Below are 17566 nucleotides of genomic sequence, written 5' to 3' on the forward strand. Positions count from 1 at the left end.
TTGATTTCCCTGAAAGACGTCAGCCATGACTTCGACGGATTCGACGTGCTTAGGGAGGTAAGCCTTGACCTTCGCGAACATCGGATTGCCTTCATTGGCGCAAACGGGAGCGGCAAATCCACCCTGGCCCGCACCCTCAACGGCTTGCTGATCCCGCGGCGGGGATCGGTTCTGGTGGACGGTGTGGACACCCGCAAGAACGCTATCCAGGTGCGTCGCAGAGTGGGATTCATGTTCTCGGACGCCAATCACCAGATCATCATGCCCTCTGTTGCCGAGGACGTCGCCCTGGGGCTCCGGGGACAAAAGCTTTCTAAGCTGGAAAAGGCAGATATCGTGGCCGAAGTTCTGGACCGTTACGGGTTGTTGGAACTGTCCAGCCACTCAGCTCACCTCCTGTCCGGAGGACAGAAGCAAATGCTGGCCCTGGCCTCCGTCCTGGTCACCCAACCGGACATTTTGATTTGTGATGAACCAACCACCCTCCTTGATTTGCACAACGTACAGATCTTCCTCGACACCGTCGAAAACCTGAGCCAGCAGGTCATCCTGATGACCCATCACTTGGAAATCATTGAAGATTTCGACCGAGTCATCCTCATGGATCGGGGGCAGGTTCACTTCGATGGCTCACCCCAGGACGCCGTGGCCGCTTACCGACGTCTCATCGGCAATCGTGAAAAGGACCGCATCCGCCGATGATGGGCCTGTACGTCGACGGTGCTTCTGTGCTGCACCGAGCGCCCACCTCCGCCAAATTCCTACTGCTGTTCCTGATTCTCACCGCTGTTTTCCTCGTAGAGAATCTGCATGCGCTAGGAGCGATCCTGCTGTGCAGTCTGCTGGTCTACCCGGCCGCAGGAATTCGGCCTCCACTGGTGTGGGCGGCGGTGCGACCGGTGGTCCCCATCGTGGTGCTAACGGTCGCAGCCCAAATTCTTTTCCATAGTCTGCAGCGCGGGGCAACGTTCGGCATCCGCCTACTTATTGCCATTCTGCTGGCAAGCCTGCTCACATACACCACCCGCAGCAGCGACATGCTCGAATTTTTCGGCAAAATGCTTGGACCGCTGCGATACATCGGCATAAGCCCTTGGCGGGCCAGCCTAGTCCTGTCGCTGACGGTACGCGCGATTCCACTTCTGTCATCGTCTGTCACCACGGCGCGGGAGGCGTTTCTGGCCCGCGGCCAAAAGGCTTACAGCTATGAAATCGTGGTTCCCGTTATCGTCGGGCTCATCCAGACTGCTGAAGCCATCGGCGATGCCATATCGGCCCGAGGCCTCGAAGCCGACACTTACGAGAGCGAAACACTGGACGAGGTGTCAAAATAAAGGTGCGCGTGACTGCTGCAAGCCTCGTTGAACTCCGATGAGCACGACGGGCAGCGGGTGCTTGAACGGTACTCAGCAATGCTCAGCTCTGTCCGGCAGACCCCGCAGAGAATCGCCCGCTCCTGCCATTGATCCTCCGGCCACAGCCTAACCGGGTGGTCCGAACATTCTTCATGACACCGGAAGCAGGGATAGTAATTCCCGCAGCAGTTGAACTTAACGGCGATGATGTCTTTGCGGGTCCGGTAGTGGACGCAGCGCGTCTGCTCGTCGACCGTTTTGCCATGAACCTCCATAAAGTCCTTCCAGTCGTGTGAGGGCGCACAAAGTTTACATGCACCGGCTTTTGACGAATGCCCGGGCGGATGGAACCTGCGCCCATCTTAGTTTCATCGATGCCCTCCTGGACATTGCAGCCCAGGTCCGTGGCCCTTGCCCTCGCCGAGAGCGAAATGGGACCGGCTGCGCTGAGCGCAGCCGGTCCTTCGAAAAGTGGCCGTTCGATGCGCGTGGCTCAGTCCGCTGCGGAGGCGAGCGGAGTGCACGTTGCCACCTCCTGCCCGCGTGGTGACGATCAGATGAGTTCCGGGCGACGCATGCTCTCCGCCCCGCCATCGATGAAGATGATTTGCCCGGTGACGTGGGTGTTTTCCGCGCTGGCAAGCCAGGCAAGGAGCGCAGCGGGGGCGGCAGGCGGTGCTGCTGGTCCGTTCAGAGGCGACGGCACTCCCGCCTCGAGCGAAGCACGGCCCTCAGGCGTCTGCAACACCTCTGCCGTCATGGGCGTTGCGATGATACCGGGAGCGACGACGTTCAGTGCAATTCCGGCACCTGCCCATTCGGGGTCTTTGGCGTGGGTGCGCACCCAATGGGCGATGGCCTTCTTGGACGCGATGTAGGCGGCACTCCCGCCCATAGTATTTTTCACGGCACCGAGGCGTTCCGTCTCGGCAAAAGCTCCTGGCTCGTCATCAGCGAGGAGGAGTTCGTAGAGGCTTTCTTCAACCTCTTCGACAACGGCGAACGATGCCACGACCACCGCCCGCGGAGCATCCGAGCCGGAGAGGAAGGGACGGAGCCCTTCCAGTGTGGCCTTGGCGCCGAAGTAGTTCACTGCGACCGTGACAGAGCTGGCCGCACCGAGTCCAGCTACGGCAATGATGCCGTCGATCTTCCCGCCGGATCGTTCCTCGACCTCACGCACCATCGCGGTGCGCCCGTCGTCAGTGCTGAGATTCGCGATGACATCTGCGTCCTTGATGTCGACGCCGATGACGTTGTGTCCATCAGCTTGGAGTCGTTCTGCGGTGGCCTTGCCAATCCCGGATGCGGCTCCGGTGACCACATAGGTCCTATTCATTGTGTTTCCTCTTGTCTTCGTCGACGTCGGGGCGCAGTGAACGCGCGTTCTCCACCAGAACAGGCGGAGAAGACCAGGAGTCAGTCTATTTCAACGACTCGGGGCTAAATCGCCACCTTCTATTCTCAACGTTGCCACTAGCGTGAGGCTCCAAGTCTTCAGGGGAGGACACATCGCGAATTGGGGAACTATCTGAGAAGAGGGGCGTCCCGGCGCAATGCTTCGCTACGCCCACCGAGAAGCCTCTGTGAGTCCAAAAGCCACCATGGCAGCCCCCGGGAGCCTCCTCCCACCCCACCACAAGAGCAGCGCCAGCGGGTGGAGCCACAGCGAACGCGAGCAGCAACGGCAGAAGGAGGCCATCGCACTCATCTTCGGCAGGAATCGCGAGACCGCGACGTGTACGGGCCCTTGGCACCCGGACACAATAGGTGTTCCAGTTCCAAGGAATTGGGACACTGCCTTAGAACAGGCAGTGGGAGCAACCGCTCAGCTCGTCGGTTCCTTGGTACTCGATAGGGCACCAGAAGAGCCGTTAGAGCCGACCGAGTTGATCCTCTATGGTTTCGCGCACTGTCTCCAGCGCACGGGCATTGAATCCATCTGTAAGTATCGAGAGCCGGTGGAGCCTGACAGCAGAATCTTCAGCACAGCCGCAGGAGGTCGCTCCGGGGTGGACCACTCTTCCGCATGTCAGGCAGTCGGACCGATAGGCGCTCTCCGCCGTCTTGAGGGAATTGAAACCGGCCAGTGCAACCGAGAGGTTGACGTAGCGTTCGCTATACTGTAGGTTATGTGATCTACGTTATATCTTCGCCCTTCGCGCAGTAAGGGTGTCGCGCAGAACCCCAGGTCGGCATCATCTAGGAGGAGGACACGTGCACGTGAGAATTGAGACGCGGGCAGACGGGCGTAAGGTCTGCCCGTTCGACCATCACACGGCCGAGTATGGACAGAACTATCGGGAGATCAACAAGCAGCTCCGTGCCGAAGGGCCGGTGTGGACCGAGAACTATGGCGGGTTCTGGGTCGTCACTGATTACGATACGACCCAGGCAGTGATGCTGGACCCCGAGACCTTCACCATGAACCCCGTGGATGGCGCCAGCCAGTTCGGTCCCATGATCCCGCAGCCTGAGGGGATCCGGGAGATGGGCGAGACCCCGGGCATGTTCTTCTTCGTCGATGGGGAGCGCCATGATGCCCCGCGGGCCGCGTTGGCCAGGCCCTTCTCCAAGCGTCGTGTGGCGGCGAAGAGCGACATGATCATGTCACACGTAGACGGTGTGCTAGATCGGTTCTTGCCGAAAGGTGAGTTCGACATCGTCCACGACGTGAGCATGTCGATCGTGGCGGGAGTTGTCACCACGATGGTGGGACTTGAGCTGCAGGATCCGGCGGCGATCTTCCGCGCTTTAGTCGGCCCGACCGAGCTCACCCGTGACACCTCGGCGACCGGTGATTCCGACCATGTGGTGATGTCGTTGCCAGAGGCCCTCGAGTATGTAGACGAGGTCGTCCAGGCGCGAAAGAAGGACCCGCGTGACGACGTGATTTCGATTCTCCTGCAGGACGGACAGTTCTCAGACGCCGAGGTTCAAGGCATCGTCATGCAGATATTGATGGCCGCCTTGGAGAACCCGCAATCCCTAACGGCGCACACCATGCTCTATCTGGCGGCCCGGCCTGAGCTGCGGGAGCAGCTCCGCACCAACCCGGATCAAATTCCCGACTTCCTCGTGGAGGGAATGCGCAACTTCAACCCGGCCACGACGACGGCACGTACTGCTACACGCGACGTCGATCTCGCCGGAATTCGCATCAGCAAGGGCGATCGGCTCCTTCTGCACATAGCGGCGGCCAATGCCGATCCGGCCAAGTTCGACAACCCCGACGAGTTCGATCCCGAGCGGCGAGGGTATCAGCACCTCTCCTTCGGGGCCGGAGTCCACAACTGCCTCGGCTCCCATGTGGTCATGGCCGTGGTAGCGGCGACGGTGCAGCGACTGCTTGAGCGAGTCGAGGAGTACTCGTTTACTGAGGACGATGTGGCGCGGAATGTGGACAGGAGTAGCAACGACATGTTTGAGACCGCTCGGATGCGCATCGTTGCACTTCGTGAGCACGGCGCGCGACTAGTGGCGTCGTGACCAGCAGCAGTGCGGCTTTCAAGCCAGCGGCAGGTGAAGAGCTCGGTAGTGGGACGACGCGCCTGCTGTGAGTGCGGCTCCTGCATGGAGGGACGCCTGCAAAGAGTAGCCCCAAGGTGTGGCTGGGATGAGCGGGACGTCGAGACACGCGTCGCATCTTTGTTATTCCCCGACAGAGGGAATAACAATCTGGTTCAGACGGCCCTTGAGGGGCTCGATCTTGAGTAGAGGAAGGCAAGAATGACACATCTCGTTCAGCTCGATGTGCAGACCGGGACGTTGACGGCTGAGGTCAAAGAAGCAGAGTTTGATATGGTGGTGGAGAAACGGGCAGATCCCGCCGGAGACGTCGCCACAATCACGCTGAGAGAGGCGCATGGCGCGAACCTTCCCCCATGGCAGCCTGGCGCTCACATCGATGTGCTGGTCCCGGGTATTGGGCCTCGTCAGTACTCCCTGTGCGGAGATCCGTCGGATGGTCGACGATGGCGTATCGGGGTCCTCAACGAGCCAGAGGGGAACGGTGGGTCGCGGTACGTCCATGAGAATCTAGTGGACGGTTCGCCGATCCGAGTTCGGGGTCCTCGCAATCACTTTAGCCTGTTGCCCTCTGAGCACTACCTGTTCATCGCCGGGGGCATCGGGATCACGCCCATACTTCCTATGATCGCCGAAGCCGAGAAGGCAGGCGCGAACTGGCGTTTGATCTATGGAGGCCGACAATTGTCGTCGATGGCTTTCGTGGACGAGCTCGCGTCCTACGGGGACCGGGTCACGCTGTGGCCGCAAGACGAAAAGGGTCTAATCGATCTGGATGGTCTGCTCAGATCGCCCCAGGCCGACACCAAGGTCTACTGCTGCGGCCCAGGACCGCTCCTCGATGCGGTCGAGCAGCGGTGCGCCAGCTGGGCCGCCGGCAGCTTGCACCTCGAGCGGTTCACGGCGAAACCCCTCAAGGAGCCAGCCCGGGCAGAATCTTTCGAGGTCGAGCTTCGAAAGACCGGGATCACCCTCAACGTCCCGCCCGAGCGCAGCGTTCTCGAGATGGTAGAAGAAGCCGGCGTCCACGTCTTGTGGTCGTGTCGTGTTGGCACCTGCGGAACCTGCGAGACCCCTGTTCTGGAGGGGGCACCGGAGCATCGCGACTCGATCCTCGACGAGGACGAGCAAAGCGCGAATGATTGCATGATGATCTGCGTGTCACGCTGCCTGAGCGATCGACTGGTCTTGGACCTCTAGGTGCACTGACTGGCCAAGGGAGATCAGGTTTTCTCGCGACCGTTAAATAAAGTGAGTAGTGGTGCTCGCACACCTAAGTTTTTTGACCGGTCCACGCATTGCAGCAAGGAGCGATGACAGTTGACCACCTAGATGCACTGGAGGCGAACGCTTTGTCTCTGAGCCAAAAGCAGCGATCGATGGCCATTCATGACGATCCGTGCAAGAATGCGCTCCGCAAAAAGTATTGGCGCGCTACGCGCAGGCCAGGCAAAGTGGTCCTGAGATCATCCCGCCAACAGTCAGACTGAGAAGCGAGGACTGCAGGCGCGCAGAGGCAGACATGGACGCACGCACCCGCAGGGTGAGCAGGTCTTCGGCAAGACCATCTCTGCAGTCGATGGTTAAGAGCCTTGTCTGAGTCGTATCGCTTCAGGTGGTCTGGCATCCTGCGTGGCGAGAGCGGCGGTGAGATGCGCCGGGCACCTCCGCCCCTCGTCCTACTCGTACTTATAAAGGAGAGCAACACGTGAACATCGGAATCCTGGGAGTCGGTCACATCGGCACAACGTTGGCTACCAGGCTCAGCGGTGCCGGCCACACGGTCAAAGTCGCAAACTCGAAGGACCCCAAGACCGTCGACACCGCCGTCCTGGCCACGGGCGCACATGCTGTGTGGGCCGCCGAGGCGGCGGTCGACGTCGACGTGCTGATCCTCTCGGTCCCGTTCGATCGACTCCCGCTCATGGCACCGCTCGTGAGCGACCTCCCCTCCTCAACTGTCCTGATCGACACGTCGAACTACTACCCGTCGCGGGACGGCGGTGTGGAGGAGATCAACGGTGGGAAAGTCGAGAGCCTGTGGGCGGTCGAGCAGCTGGATCGCCCACTCGTCAAGGCGTGGAATGCGATCGGTTCGGACTCCCTCGCGCGCTTGCACCGGCCGAAGGGCGCCCCTGACCGGATCGCCATCCCCGTGGCGGGTGACTCGGACAGCGAGCGTGCTATCGCCATGGCTCTGGTCGAGGACACGGGGTTTGACGCCTACGACGCGGGCCCTCTCGCGGACTCATGGCGCCAGCAGCCCGGCACCCCCTGCTACTGCACGGACCTGACCCTCGCCGAGATGCCGGGAGCACTCGCCGCCGCCGAGGCCGATCGTTCACCGAAGCGCCGCGACATCGCGGTCGCGGCGATTATGGAACGCATCGGCGACGGCAGGACCAATCCGGGTGCCGATTACCTGGTGCGACTCAATCGCGCCCTGTACATGTGAGCGAGAGCCTGCCCGGGCCGGGCGTCTGAGCACCTCGTCGACGGCGCGCGCGAGATGCGCCCGTCGCCACCAACACGAAGAACGAAGTCATCACGTCGAAGCCCAGAGGGGCATGAAGGAGATGGAAGATCATGGGTCGTGTCAGCGGCAAAGTCGCACTTGTCTCGGGCGGAGCCCGTGGGATGGGTGCCGCATTCGCGCAACGTCTTGTCGAGGAAGGAGCCCAGGTCGTCATCGGCGACGTCCTCGACGCCGAGGGGGAGGCCACGGCGAGTGAGCTGGGCGCGAACGTGCGATTCATCCACCTCGACGTGACGAGGCCAGAGGACTGGGACGCTGCGGTTGATCTCGCCACGACCGATTTTGGCCGCCTCGACGTCCTGGTCAACAACGCCGGCATCGCGAACTTCGGCACCATCGACGAGTACACCGCGGAGCAGTGGCACCAGGTCATCGGGATCAACCTGACCGGCACCTTCTACGGCATCAAGGCGGCCATCCCTGCGCTCAAGGAATCGGGGATGGGGTCGATCGTGAATATCTCGTCCACGGCAGGACTCATGGGCATGGGGTCATTCGCCGGGTACACGGCCGCGAAGTTCGGGATGCGCGGGCTAACCAAGGCCACCGCTATCGATCTGGGCAAGTACAACATCCGGTCCAACTCGGTCCACCCCGGCAACATCCGCACTCCCATGACGGACGGGCACGACATCGATCAGAGTGGCATTCCGATCGCTCGACTGGGAGAGCCGCTGGAGCTTGCCAACTTGGTCCTGTTCCTGGCTAGCGACGAGTCCAGCTTCTGCACCGGAGCGGAGTTCATCGCCGACGGGGGGCAGCTCGCCGGCGAGTTCCCGCCCGGCAACGTCTAGACGGGGCGTCAGGTGGTCGCGGGCGTCTCAACGGAGCGACGACTGACAGTGTCTTCTCGTCCGGCACATCAGAGTTTTGTAGTCCAAGAAAGCACACCCGACGCCTGCGCTGATTGTAGTACTCGAGAAGTCCGGGTAACAGGCTTGGCGATTGGCTTCTGGGCTATAGGACTTGGAGTAAGGCCTATTCCTCTTGCAGGATGTGATTGAAGCGTTCGAATCTACCGTTGGTTTGAGGGCGGCCAGGTCTGGTGCGTTTGTGCTTGATCCCGAATTCGGTCAGGATAGGGGCAAAGGCGCGGGAGCGGTAGCAGGGCTGTTATCGGTCAGCACCCTCTGGATTTTGATGCCCCGGGCGGTAAACGCGGTGATGGCGTTGCGCATGAACGCCGACAAGGCTTCCTTTGTTTCGTCCGGCAGGATCTCGGAGTACACGAACCGGGAACGGTCATCCACTGCCTGATGCAGGAAGGTGCCTTCGGCGAGGTTCCGGGCCCGGGAGTTCGATTCGCCCTGGACGCGGTCGTGAACGCGGTCCTCCCGTTGGGGATGCTTCCGGTTTCTTGATGTCCACATGAATTATTTCGCCGGGCTAAACAAACATATTCGTACGGGCGTGCGCGGTCCCCCCTGGACGGGTCGGTGAAGCGCAGCGGGGGACACAGTTAGCGGGTCAGGATGCGTGGACCGCGGAGACGTTTACGTGCACGTAGTGCGAGATCCGGGCCGGGCCCCAGCCGGCCGTTCACGCGCAGTCCAAGCACGCGCCGCTCGGTGCGAATCCGGGTCCGGTGCGAGCAGGTCAGCGGTCGTCTCCTCGGTCCTCCAGCCCAGCCTCATCCAGCTCACGCTAGGTGGCGCGGTGGGACCAGCGCGCCACGATCGGTACAGAGACAGCGAATCTCTCCGCGGAACGCGCAAAGGCCAGCCATCAACCATGATGCATGGGGCCAGCTGCAGACGCCCCGCATGAGCCAAAAACGCGTTACGGGGGGACGCGAGGACCTCCTGGTTAGTGTTCGCCCTCGACAAGCACCGCACAACACCCGGAGGTCCTCTTATTGCGTCAAATCAATCCCCGCGTCATCAACCTGCCGGGACTCTACACCACGGCAGCGCAGCGTTCGGTGCAACAGCTGGGCGGTGTAGCTGGCACCGCTATCCTGGTCTCTGCCTACACGGCCGGATCGGGCGCGACGGGGTCCGGTCACTTGACCCTAGAGCAGGCGGTCTCGGTCTCTGAGGCTGCTTCCCGGCGGCGACATTGATCGCCGTAGCGTCACTCGCCGGCTCGCCCTTAGTCGGACGGGCGAGGCGCGCGTTTAGCCCCCACCCCGGGTAGCAGACCCGCTATCACTCCTTATCCATCCAGCCCTTCATGACCTCACCCGTGCTCGTCTCGGGTTTGGTGATCTTGCCGTACTTCTCAGACCACATACCGGTCAGGTCACCGTCCTTCGTGAGCGGCTTCCATGTGACCACAGTGGGCGAGGGGTACTCGAAGGGGATGGACCACAATGCGTACGGCACCTGCTTGATCGAATCGAGGTAGTAGTCGGCTCGCTCTGCGCCCAACTTCCAGGCCTCGTCCTTGGTGATCTCACCACGAGACACCTCCGGCGACAGCATCGAGAACTGCGCCTTCGTCTCGATCTTCCGCTTCGTCTCGATCCATTCCTGCTCGTGCCCGGGCTCGAAGAGTAGCTCCGCCTTGACGTCTTTTATGATGACTCGGCGTCCCGGGGGCTCGAACTCGTCGATGGCGACGGCCACTCGCGGGTCCCGAACGAGGTGGTCGTACCAGACCGACTTACCTCTCGACGCCACGAGGATGGCGGATCCGGTGTAACCGAACACCAACGGGACGACGTACGGCGACCCATCTTCGGTAATCGATGCCAATCGGGCAACAGAGTGTTCATTCAGGAACTGCTCGAGCTCTTCGTGGTCCAAGCGAGGCATGACGTGCTCCAATTCATTCGGCGTGCGCGGCGTGTGTAACTGAGGTCAACTGCGGTCGACCGTGCTCACCATCGAGCGATTTCGACTAGCGAGCGCTAAGTAGTCATATCACGCTAGCCTGTACATCGTGCCGCCGCAAGGGTTGACGCGCAGGGGCCTCAGATTTGCTGGCGAAGAGGTGTTCATTACATGTCCATGTGAGGTTTGTCACGATTGATTATTGACGTAGCGCTCGTTACATCCAATACTCGTACCAGTTCACAAACGTAACTCGACCGTTGGAGCCGGACCATATTCCCGTCGTAGGGCATGCAGTCGGCGCTTCAGAGAAGGAATATGCACATGACCTCGAACCGATCCCAACAGACGTTGCGTCGCCTGCTGCTCGGCGTGACACTGAGCTCCACGATCCTGGCCGCGTCCGCGTGCAGCTCAGCAGACTCGGGCAGCAGTGGCGGCGCGGGCGACCGTGAGCTCTCAACCAGCCAGCAAAAGTGCGTTGATGCAGCCGAGAAGTACTTCGAGGCGCGGGGCGGAGACCTGCCCAAGACTCTGCCCTCCGAGCTGACTCCGTTGAGCAAGACACCGGAGAAGGGTGTGACCATCACTCGCATCTCACCCGCCAACACGCCAATCTCGCTCGAGCTGAACAAAAAACTGATTGATGCCGCTTCAGCGGTTGGATGGGTCGGCAAGGGCCCGACCTACGACGGCTCGGTCGAAGATGCCAACCGCAAGGCACTGGACGCCATCAAGAGTTCGAAGGCCGGCGATGTGGTCGCCCACGACGGCATCCCGCCGTCCGTGCTGCAGGCACCGATCCAGGCCGCCAAGGACGCGGGAGAGCTGTTCATGCTCGGATCTATCACGGACGAGCCGCAGTCTCTGCCAGGCTTTAGTGCCACGTCGCTCGGCGGCACCTTCTGGGCGGGCATGGGGGAGCTGACCGCGTACTCCATCATGCGATCCACCAGTTGTGACGCGCACGTGGCAGCGATCAGCATCCCCTCCCCCGCACAGCAGGATCAGGCGAAGGCGATGAGTGCGACGCTAGAGAAGGAGTGCCCCGACTGCACCATCTCGTACACCGAGATCCCGCTCGGGGACATCGGTGCCCCGGCCGCGACGAACGCCGTCATCTCGAAGCTGCAGTCCGATCCGAAGATCAACTTCGCCTACTTCGTTATCGGCGACCTGACCGCAGGCATCGCTCCGGCACTGAAACAGGCTGGTCTTGATCCGCAGATCGGAGGAGCACTCCCGAACAAGACGAACGTGGCGTCGCTGAAGGCAGGTGCCGACGAGTTCTGGATCGGCCTTCCCACGGAGATGTCAGCCTGGGTCATCCTCGACACTGCGCTGCGGACCATCGACACCGGGAAGCCGGTCGTGGGTCAGTACAGCCCGCTGTCCGTGCTGACTCCCGACAACATCGGCGACAGCGACACCGTGCCCGTCTACCCCGCGGACTACCAGGAGCAGTTCAAGAAGCTGTGGAAGGTCACCGGCTGATCCAGCCCTGCCCGGCCTGCATCACCTGCGGGGCCTACCGCGACCATCGATGGCGGCTTCATAGGCCCCCAGTCAGCTGTATAGCGTATGCGTGATAGGGGGTGCTCAACATCAGTGGTCCGACCGCCTCCATAGGTCGGCGGAGAATCCTTGGGGCCCGTCGGCGATCGAGTGTTGGAGGCGCCGTCATTTCGTTGCACGTGATGCCCCTCACGATTGGCTATTGACTTAGCGCTCGTTACATCCAATACTCGTACCAGTTCACAAACGTAACTCGACCGTTGGAGCCGGACCATATTCCCGTCGTAGGGCATGCAGTCGGCGCTTCAGAGAAGGAATATGCACATGACCTCGAACCGATCCCAACAGACGTTGCGTCGCCTGCTGCTCGGCGTGACACTGAGCTCCACGATCCTGGCCGCGTCCGCGTGCAGCTCAGCAGACTCGGGCAGCAGTGGCGGCGCGGGCGACCGTGAGCTCTCAACCAGCCAGCAAAAGTGCGTTGATGCAGCCGAGAAGTACTTCGAGGCGCGGGGCGGAGACCTGCCCAAGACTCTGCCCTCCGAGCTGACTCCGTTGAGCAAGACACCGGAGAAGGGTGTGACCATCACTCGCATCTCACCCGCCAACACGCCAATCTCGCTCGAGCTGAACAAAAAACTGATTGATGCCGCTTCAGCGGTTGGATGGGTCGGCAAGGGCCCGACCTACGACGGCTCGGTCGAAGATGCCAACCGCAAGGCACTGGACGCCATCAAGAGTTCGAAGGCCGGCGATGTGGTCGCCCACGACGGCATCCCGCCGTCCGTGCTGCAGGCACCGATCCAGGCTGCCAAGGACGCGGGAGAGCTGTTCATGATCGGATCTATCACGGACGAGCCGCAGTCTCTGCCAGGCTTTAGTGCCACGTCGCTCAGCGGCACCTTCTGGGCGGGCATGGGGGAGCTGGCCGCGTACTCCATCATGCGATCCACCAGTTGTGACGCGCACGTGGCAGCGATCAGCATCCCCTCCCCCCCGCAGCAGGATCAGGCGAAGGCGATGAGTGCGACGCTAGAGAAGGAGTGCCCCGACTGCACCATCTCGTACACAGAGATCCCGATCGGGGACATCGGTGCCCCGGCCGCGACGAACGCCGTCATCTCGAAGCTGCAGGCCGATCCGAAGATCAACTTCGCCTACTTCCATCTCGGCGACCTGACCGCAGGCATCGCTCCGGCACTGAAACAGGCTGGTCTTGATCCGCAGATCGGAGGAGCACTCCCGAACAAGACGAACGTGGCGTCGCTGAAGGCAGGTGCCGACGAGTTCTGGATCGGCCTTCCCACGGAGATGTCAGCCTGGGTCATCCTCGACACTGCGCTGCGGACCATCGACACCGGGAAGCCGGTCGTGGGTCAGTACAGCCCGCTGTCCGTGCTGACTCCCGACAACATCGGCGACAGCGACACCGTGCCCGTCTACCCCGCGGACTACCAGGAGCAGTTCAAGAAGCTGTGGAAGGTCACCGGCTGATCCAGCCCTGCCCGGCCTGCGGGCCTACCGTGACCGTCGATGGCGGTTTCGTAGGCCCGCAGCCAGCGTTGCGCGCAGGACTCTCACCCGTGATCAGAGTCTGGCTATAGCGTACGATCGATAAGGACACGGCGAACATCAGTGGTCCGACCGCCTCCATAGGTCGGTGTCTTGCTGGCAGCGCCTGTCAAAGAAACTAACAAGCCTTCTAAACGAGATAAGAGGGAACATGCGCCCACGCTACGTTCTTCCCAAAGGCTTTGCACAGAAGACACCGGTCTCAAAGTCGCCGGATGCACCTCTCTGTGGAGAGGAAGTACCATCCCGGCAAGCGATTGACATCGATGAACTTTACGCATCCCCCTGGCTCGGTCTTCACTACCGGCAGGAGTCGCTGCTCCACCACAGGCACGAGCTGCTTATGTACCAGCTCATGGACTGATGCCCCTTTCGTTCCTGTGAACGCCGCACCGGGTAGCCGCCCGAGTAGGGCCTCCCGGGGTTGCATTTTCCATTCCACGTAAACCCTTTAGTGACTTAGTTAGGAGCATCATGGGGACGTTCAAGATTGCAGTAGTTGGCGGATCCGGACCGCAGGGCAAGGCCTTGGCCTACCGCTTCGCCCACGCAGGGCACACCGTGGTACTCGGTTCCCGCGCAGCCGGGCGCGCCGAAGAGGCGGCGGCCGCCGTCAACGCCAAACTTCAGGGCGTTGGCGTCGTTGGAGCCGCCGAGAATAACGCTGCGCTGCAGGGCGTCGACGTCGTTCTGCTGGCCGTCCCTTACAAGGGCCACGCGGAGCTTGTCGCCTCCCTCGCCGAAAATCTCGCCGGCAAGGTCCTCATCAGCTGTGTCAATCCCTTGGGTTTCGATCAGCGGGGACCCTACGGGCTGGATGTTTCGGAAAGTGCAGCTGAGGAGGCAGCTCGTCTGGCGCCCAATGCAACTGTCGTCGGGGCCTTCCACCACCTGTCCGCGCCGAATCTGTGGGCGTCGGCTGACCTGCTTGATCATGAGGATGTCCTCGTCTGTGGCGATGACCCTGAGGCGAAAGCCGTAGCCATCGAGCTGGCGGCCACCGTTACCGGACGCCCAGGTATCGATGCCGGAGACCTGCGGCTTGCCCGCCAGCTGGAACCGTTAACAGCTGTCCTGATCAGCATCAACAAACGGTACAAGACCCGCTCTGGCGTGCGTATTAGCGGCCTAACTGAGTAAGCGTGAGGACATGGCAGCGACGGACATGCCAACGGCAATGGTAATGCCCCGATCACGTGGACGAACGGTGTCCGCGGTGAAAGTGACGACCCGGGCGATCGGCCGGGCTTCGGTCCAGCCCACCACCCCTGATGTGGTAATGGCTTCCGAACGCTCCGCCCGGGCGGGCCAGTACGCGCAGAATGGTTTGAGCGCGACAGGCACCACCGGGCAACACGCGCAGGTACGTCGCGGGACCAGCGCCGCCATCGTTTTGAAGGAACTTCATGTCTAAGCCGTCCGTTCTGAATCCTGCCCCCATCACTCATGCTCTCGCTCGTCTTGAAGACACGGGTGAGACGGACCTTGCCGGAGCCACGGCGCTCTTCGGAGCTCGAGGCGAGAACCTCGACCGGTTGCTGACCGTTTCGTCGCGGCTCCGCGACGAGGGCCTTGCGCGCGCCTCTCGCGCGGGCATCATCACGTATTCGAAGAAGGTGTTCCTCCCCGTTACGCAGCTATGCCAGGACCGCTGTCACTACTGCGTCTTCGTCGAGACGCCAGGCGGCCTGCTGAAAAAAGGGATCCCCACCTACCTGCCGCCGGAAGAGATCCTTCGCATCGCTCGCGAGGGGGCAGCGCTCGGCTGCAAGGAGGCGCTCTTCACGCTCGGCGACCGCCCCGAGAACCGCTGGCCGGTCGCGCGGCAGTGGCTCCACGACCACGGCTACACCTCCACCCTCGACTACATCGGCGAGATGGCCGAACTCGTGCTCACGGAGACCGGCCTTCTGCCGCATCTCAACCCCGGCGTCATGTCGTTCGCCGAGCTGCAGCGGCTCCGCCCGGTCGCCGCGTCGATGGGCATGATGCTCGAGACCACGGCGACGCGGCTCTGGAGCGAGCGCGGGGGAGTGCACTTCGGGTCCCCGGACAAGGATCCTGCTCTGCGGATGCGGGTGATCGACGACGCCGGCCGCTCCCGGATCCCATTCACCACCGGAGTCCTCCTCGGCATCGGCGAGAACGACGCCGAGCGCGCCGAGGCACTCTTCGCCATCCGGGCGTCCCATGAGCGGTACGGCCAGGTGCAGGAGACCATTGTCCAGAACTTCCGTGCAAAGCCGGGCACCGCGATGCAGAACGAGACCGACCTCGCTCTCGAGGAGTATGCCGCCGCCGTCGCAGTCGCCCGGATTGTCATGGGGCCCGACCACACCATCCAGGCGCCGCCGAACCTCACCGATCTCACCGAACTCCTGCTGCTGGTGCGCGCAGGCATCGATGACTGGGGCGGGGTCAGCCCGCTCACGCCCGACCATGTCAACCCCGAACGGCCCTGGCCCGAGATCCAGACGCTCGCCAAGCTGACGGCGCACGCCGGCTTCACCCTGCGCGAGCGGCTCACGGCGCACCCGGCCTACCTGAAGGATCCAGAAACCTGGCTGGATCCGCGCGTCGCGCCCGCCGTCACCGCTCTGGCTGATCCGGTGTCCCTGCTCGCCGCCGAGAGCACCCGCGTGAGGCCCGCGCCCCCGGCGGCGCGCGGCCCGCGTTGCCGGCCTGCAGACACAGTCGCTGGGATTGCTGCCACCACTGTTCCTACCGCCGACCGCGCCGTGGCCGCCGCACTCACCAGAGCTTCGACCGACCCGGCCGGCCTGACGGACGCTGAATACATCTCCCTCCTTACCGCCCGCGGCAACGCCCTCAAGGCGGTAACGGCACTGGCCGACGAGGTCCGCTCGGCAGCGGTCGGTGACACGCTGACCTACGTCGTCAACCGCAACCTCGACTCGTCGCTCTACAGCAAGAGCCTCACCGACGCCATGGTCCGGCGACTCGTCGAGGAAGCCATCACCCTCGGCGCCACCGAAATCTGCGTCCAGGGCCCGATCGACCAGCGGCTACCGGGCACGGCCTACCTCGACCTGGCTCGAGCCATCCGCACAGCCGGGCCCGACCTCTCACTCCACGCCTACCGCCCCACGGAGGTGCTCGACGGGGCTCATAGGATGGGCGTCAGTGTCGAGGTCTTCCTCGAAGGACTGCGGGAGGCAGGTGTGACGAGCGTTCCCGGTACCGGGGCCCGGATTTTGGACGACGGCGTGCGCGCGCTGCTGAGCGAGTGCACCGATCCGCCGGTCGACGAATGGATCCGGCCCATCAAGGCCGCTCACCGGGCTGGCCTCCGATCGACGGCGACGATCGTTTACGGTCATGTCGAGACGCCCGCCCAGATCGTCGCGCACCTGCGCCGGCTGACCCGGATTCAGGACGAAACCGGTGGCTTCTCGGAGTTCATCGCGATGCCGTATGTGCCGTTCGACGTATCCTCCAGGGTGCGGGTGGCGGCTGGTGAAGGGCCGAGCCTCGAAACCTCGCGGGCACTCCATGCAGTCGCGCGATTGATGCTGCACGGCAGAATCGACCATGTGCAGGCGGCCTGGACAAAGCTCGGCTTCCACGGCGCCGGGGCCGTACTTGCTGGTGGAGCGGACGATTTCGGCGGTCTGCTACTCGACGGTGCCATCTGGCCAGAGGCTGGCGGGGAGGCATACCGTGAGGCAACGCGGGAAGACGTCCAGCGGATCGCCGCCGCTCTCGGTCGCGAGGCGCGGGAACGCACCACAAGCTACACGCTGGTCAAGGGGGATTTTGCGTGACGCTCGTCCACGCCGAGAATCGCACCGGCCTGCAAGAAATCGAAACGGGAGTCGCGCGTCTGCCCGGCAGGTCCCTCGAGCCGGTCGTGATCGACGCCGACCCGGCCGGCCTGGGTCCCACCCTCGTCGCTGCGCTGCCGCTGCTGGCGCGGTGGCGACAAGTATTCACAACGGGCTCGGACGTCTCACCGGACGAACTGCCCGACCGCTTTGCGCTAGTCGCGCCCGGCCGCGAGACTCCCGTCGCTGCTGACATGCGTGTCTCAGCCCTTATCGTGCTGGGTCCGGTTGCGCCGGATGTCCGCTGCCCCGTCCTCGTCATCGCCCCGCCCGGGTCACCAGCGGCTGAGCTAATCACCGCCTATGCGTGCTTCGCCGAGGCTGGCCATCCCGCCGAGCAGGCGCATCTCATCGACTCGTTCCTGCGCGAGCCTCGGCGATACCCGGCCGGCACCACGATCCCGCGAGCCCGGCCGTGACGGAGGCCAACGACACCCAGGC

Annotated in this window: 16 protein-coding genes; 11 read left to right on the plus strand and 5 right to left on the minus strand. The window is 62.7% G+C overall.

Annotated elements, in window-relative coordinates; all coding sequences use genetic code 11:
- Nucleotides 1–702, plus strand: coding sequence for an energy-coupling factor ABC transporter ATP-binding protein (locus M1D93_RS20295; protein WP_461175274.1), 702 nt, complete (start codon nt 1–3; stop codon nt 700–702).
- Nucleotides 699–1334, plus strand: a complete 636-nt coding sequence (locus M1D93_RS20300) for an energy-coupling factor transporter transmembrane component T family protein (protein WP_461175275.1) — start codon at nt 699–701, stop codon at nt 1332–1334. The genes M1D93_RS20295 and M1D93_RS20300 overlap by 4 nt, the downstream gene beginning before the upstream one ends.
- On the opposite strand, the gene M1D93_RS20305 is transcribed toward M1D93_RS20300, so the two are convergent.
- Both M1D93_RS20305 and M1D93_RS20310 read right to left on the minus strand, forming a co-directional pair.
- Nucleotides 1298–1630 carry a CHY zinc finger protein gene (locus tag M1D93_RS20305; protein WP_461175276.1) on the minus strand — a complete coding sequence of 111 codons (333 nt, stop codon included), beginning with the start codon at nt 1628–1630 and terminating at the stop codon, nt 1298–1300. The genes M1D93_RS20300 and M1D93_RS20305 overlap by 37 nt on opposite strands.
- Before the next feature lie 278 nt (nt 1631–1908).
- Complete coding sequence (locus M1D93_RS20310; protein ID WP_461175277.1) at nt 1909–2694, minus strand: SDR family oxidoreductase; 786 nt, start codon at nt 2692–2694, stop codon at nt 1909–1911.
- A gap of 884 nt (nt 2695–3578) precedes the next feature.
- Between M1D93_RS20310 and M1D93_RS20315 the strand changes: the two genes are divergently transcribed.
- From M1D93_RS20315 to M1D93_RS20330, 4 genes are all read left to right on the plus strand, one after another.
- Complete coding sequence (locus M1D93_RS20315; protein WP_461175278.1) at nt 3579–4844, plus strand: cytochrome P450; 1266 nt, start codon at nt 3579–3581, stop codon at nt 4842–4844.
- A gap of 240 nt (nt 4845–5084) precedes the next feature.
- Complete coding sequence (locus M1D93_RS20320) at nt 5085–6083, plus strand: PDR/VanB family oxidoreductase (protein ID WP_461175279.1); 999 nt, start codon at nt 5085–5087, stop codon at nt 6081–6083.
- A 508-nt stretch (nt 6084–6591) separates the two neighbouring features.
- A complete protein-coding gene (locus M1D93_RS20325; RefSeq protein WP_461175280.1) occupies nt 6592–7338 on the plus strand; it encodes an NADPH-dependent F420 reductase in 747 nt (248 codons plus the stop codon).
- Nucleotides 7339–7466: 128 nt separating this feature from the next.
- Nucleotides 7467–8213 carry a glucose 1-dehydrogenase gene (locus M1D93_RS20330; RefSeq protein ID WP_461175329.1) on the plus strand — a complete coding sequence of 249 codons (747 nt, stop codon included), beginning with the start codon at nt 7467–7469 and terminating at the stop codon, nt 8211–8213.
- A gap of 184 nt (nt 8214–8397) precedes the next feature.
- On the opposite strand, the gene M1D93_RS20335 is transcribed toward M1D93_RS20330, so the two are convergent.
- From M1D93_RS20335 to M1D93_RS20345, 3 genes are all read right to left on the minus strand, one after another.
- A complete protein-coding gene (locus M1D93_RS20335; RefSeq protein ID WP_461175330.1) occupies nt 8398–8499 on the minus strand; it encodes an integrase core domain-containing protein in 102 nt (33 codons plus the stop codon).
- Nucleotides 8493–8789, minus strand: coding sequence for a hypothetical protein (locus M1D93_RS20340; RefSeq protein WP_461175281.1), 297 nt, complete (start codon nt 8787–8789; stop codon nt 8493–8495). Before M1D93_RS20340 ends, M1D93_RS20335 begins: the two co-directional genes overlap by 7 nt.
- A 777-nt stretch (nt 8790–9566) precedes the next feature.
- Entirely contained in the window at nt 9567–10175 is a 609-nt protein-coding gene (locus M1D93_RS20345; RefSeq protein ID WP_461175282.1) for a pyridoxamine 5'-phosphate oxidase family protein, read from the minus strand.
- Nucleotides 10176–10517: 342 nt separating this feature from the next.
- Here M1D93_RS20345 and M1D93_RS20350 point away from each other — a divergent pair, with 342 nt between their 5' ends.
- From M1D93_RS20350 to M1D93_RS20370, 5 genes are all read left to right on the plus strand, one after another.
- On the plus strand, nt 10518–11687 hold the full coding sequence (locus M1D93_RS20350; protein WP_461175283.1) for a hypothetical protein: 1170 nt from the start codon (nt 10518–10520) through the stop codon (nt 11685–11687).
- Between the two features lie 345 nt (nt 11688–12032).
- Nucleotides 12033–13202, plus strand: coding sequence for a sugar ABC transporter substrate-binding protein (locus tag M1D93_RS20355; protein WP_461175284.1), 1170 nt, complete (start codon nt 12033–12035; stop codon nt 13200–13202).
- 552 nt (nt 13203–13754) lie between these two features.
- Complete coding sequence (gene npdG, locus M1D93_RS20360) at nt 13755–14420, plus strand: NADPH-dependent F420 reductase (RefSeq protein WP_461175285.1); 666 nt, start codon at nt 13755–13757, stop codon at nt 14418–14420.
- Nucleotides 14421–14686: 266 nt separating this feature from the next.
- The gene (gene cofG / locus M1D93_RS20365) at nt 14687–17065 is read left to right on the plus strand and encodes a 7,8-didemethyl-8-hydroxy-5-deazariboflavin synthase CofG (protein WP_461175286.1); all 2379 of its coding nucleotides are present in this window, start codon (nt 14687–14689) and stop codon (nt 17063–17065) included.
- Nucleotides 17062–17544, plus strand: coding sequence for a hypothetical protein (locus M1D93_RS20370; protein ID WP_461175287.1), 483 nt, complete (start codon nt 17062–17064; stop codon nt 17542–17544). Before cofG ends, M1D93_RS20370 begins: the two co-directional genes overlap by 4 nt.
- Nucleotides 17545–17566: the final 22 nt, after the last annotated feature.

The organism is Arthrobacter sp. Z1-9, from assembly GCF_054792695.1.

Coding starts and splice junctions, on each gene's coding strand:
- M1D93_RS20300 (WP_461175275.1), top strand. CDS start 699: ATGATGGGCCTGTACGTCGACGGTGCTTCTGTGCTGCACCGAGCGCCC.
- M1D93_RS20305 (WP_461175276.1), bottom strand. CDS start 1,630: ATGGAGGTTCATGGCAAAACGGTCGACGAGCAGACGCGCTGCGTCCAC.
- M1D93_RS20310 (WP_461175277.1), bottom strand. CDS start 2,694: ATGAATAGGACCTATGTGGTCACCGGAGCCGCATCCGGGATTGGCAAG.
- M1D93_RS20320 (WP_461175279.1), top strand. CDS start 5,085: ATGACACATCTCGTTCAGCTCGATGTGCAGACCGGGACGTTGACGGCT.
- M1D93_RS20340 (WP_461175281.1), bottom strand. CDS start 8,789: ATGTGGACATCAAGAAACCGGAAGCATCCCCAACGGGAGGACCGCGTT.
- M1D93_RS20345 (WP_461175282.1), bottom strand. CDS start 10,175: ATGCCTCGCTTGGACCACGAAGAGCTCGAGCAGTTCCTGAATGAACAC.
- M1D93_RS20350 (WP_461175283.1), top strand. CDS start 10,518: ATGACCTCGAACCGATCCCAACAGACGTTGCGTCGCCTGCTGCTCGGC.
- M1D93_RS20355 (WP_461175284.1), top strand. CDS start 12,033: ATGACCTCGAACCGATCCCAACAGACGTTGCGTCGCCTGCTGCTCGGC.
- npdG (WP_461175285.1), top strand. CDS start 13,755: ATGGGGACGTTCAAGATTGCAGTAGTTGGCGGATCCGGACCGCAGGGC.
- cofG (WP_461175286.1), top strand. CDS start 14,687: ATGTCTAAGCCGTCCGTTCTGAATCCTGCCCCCATCACTCATGCTCTC.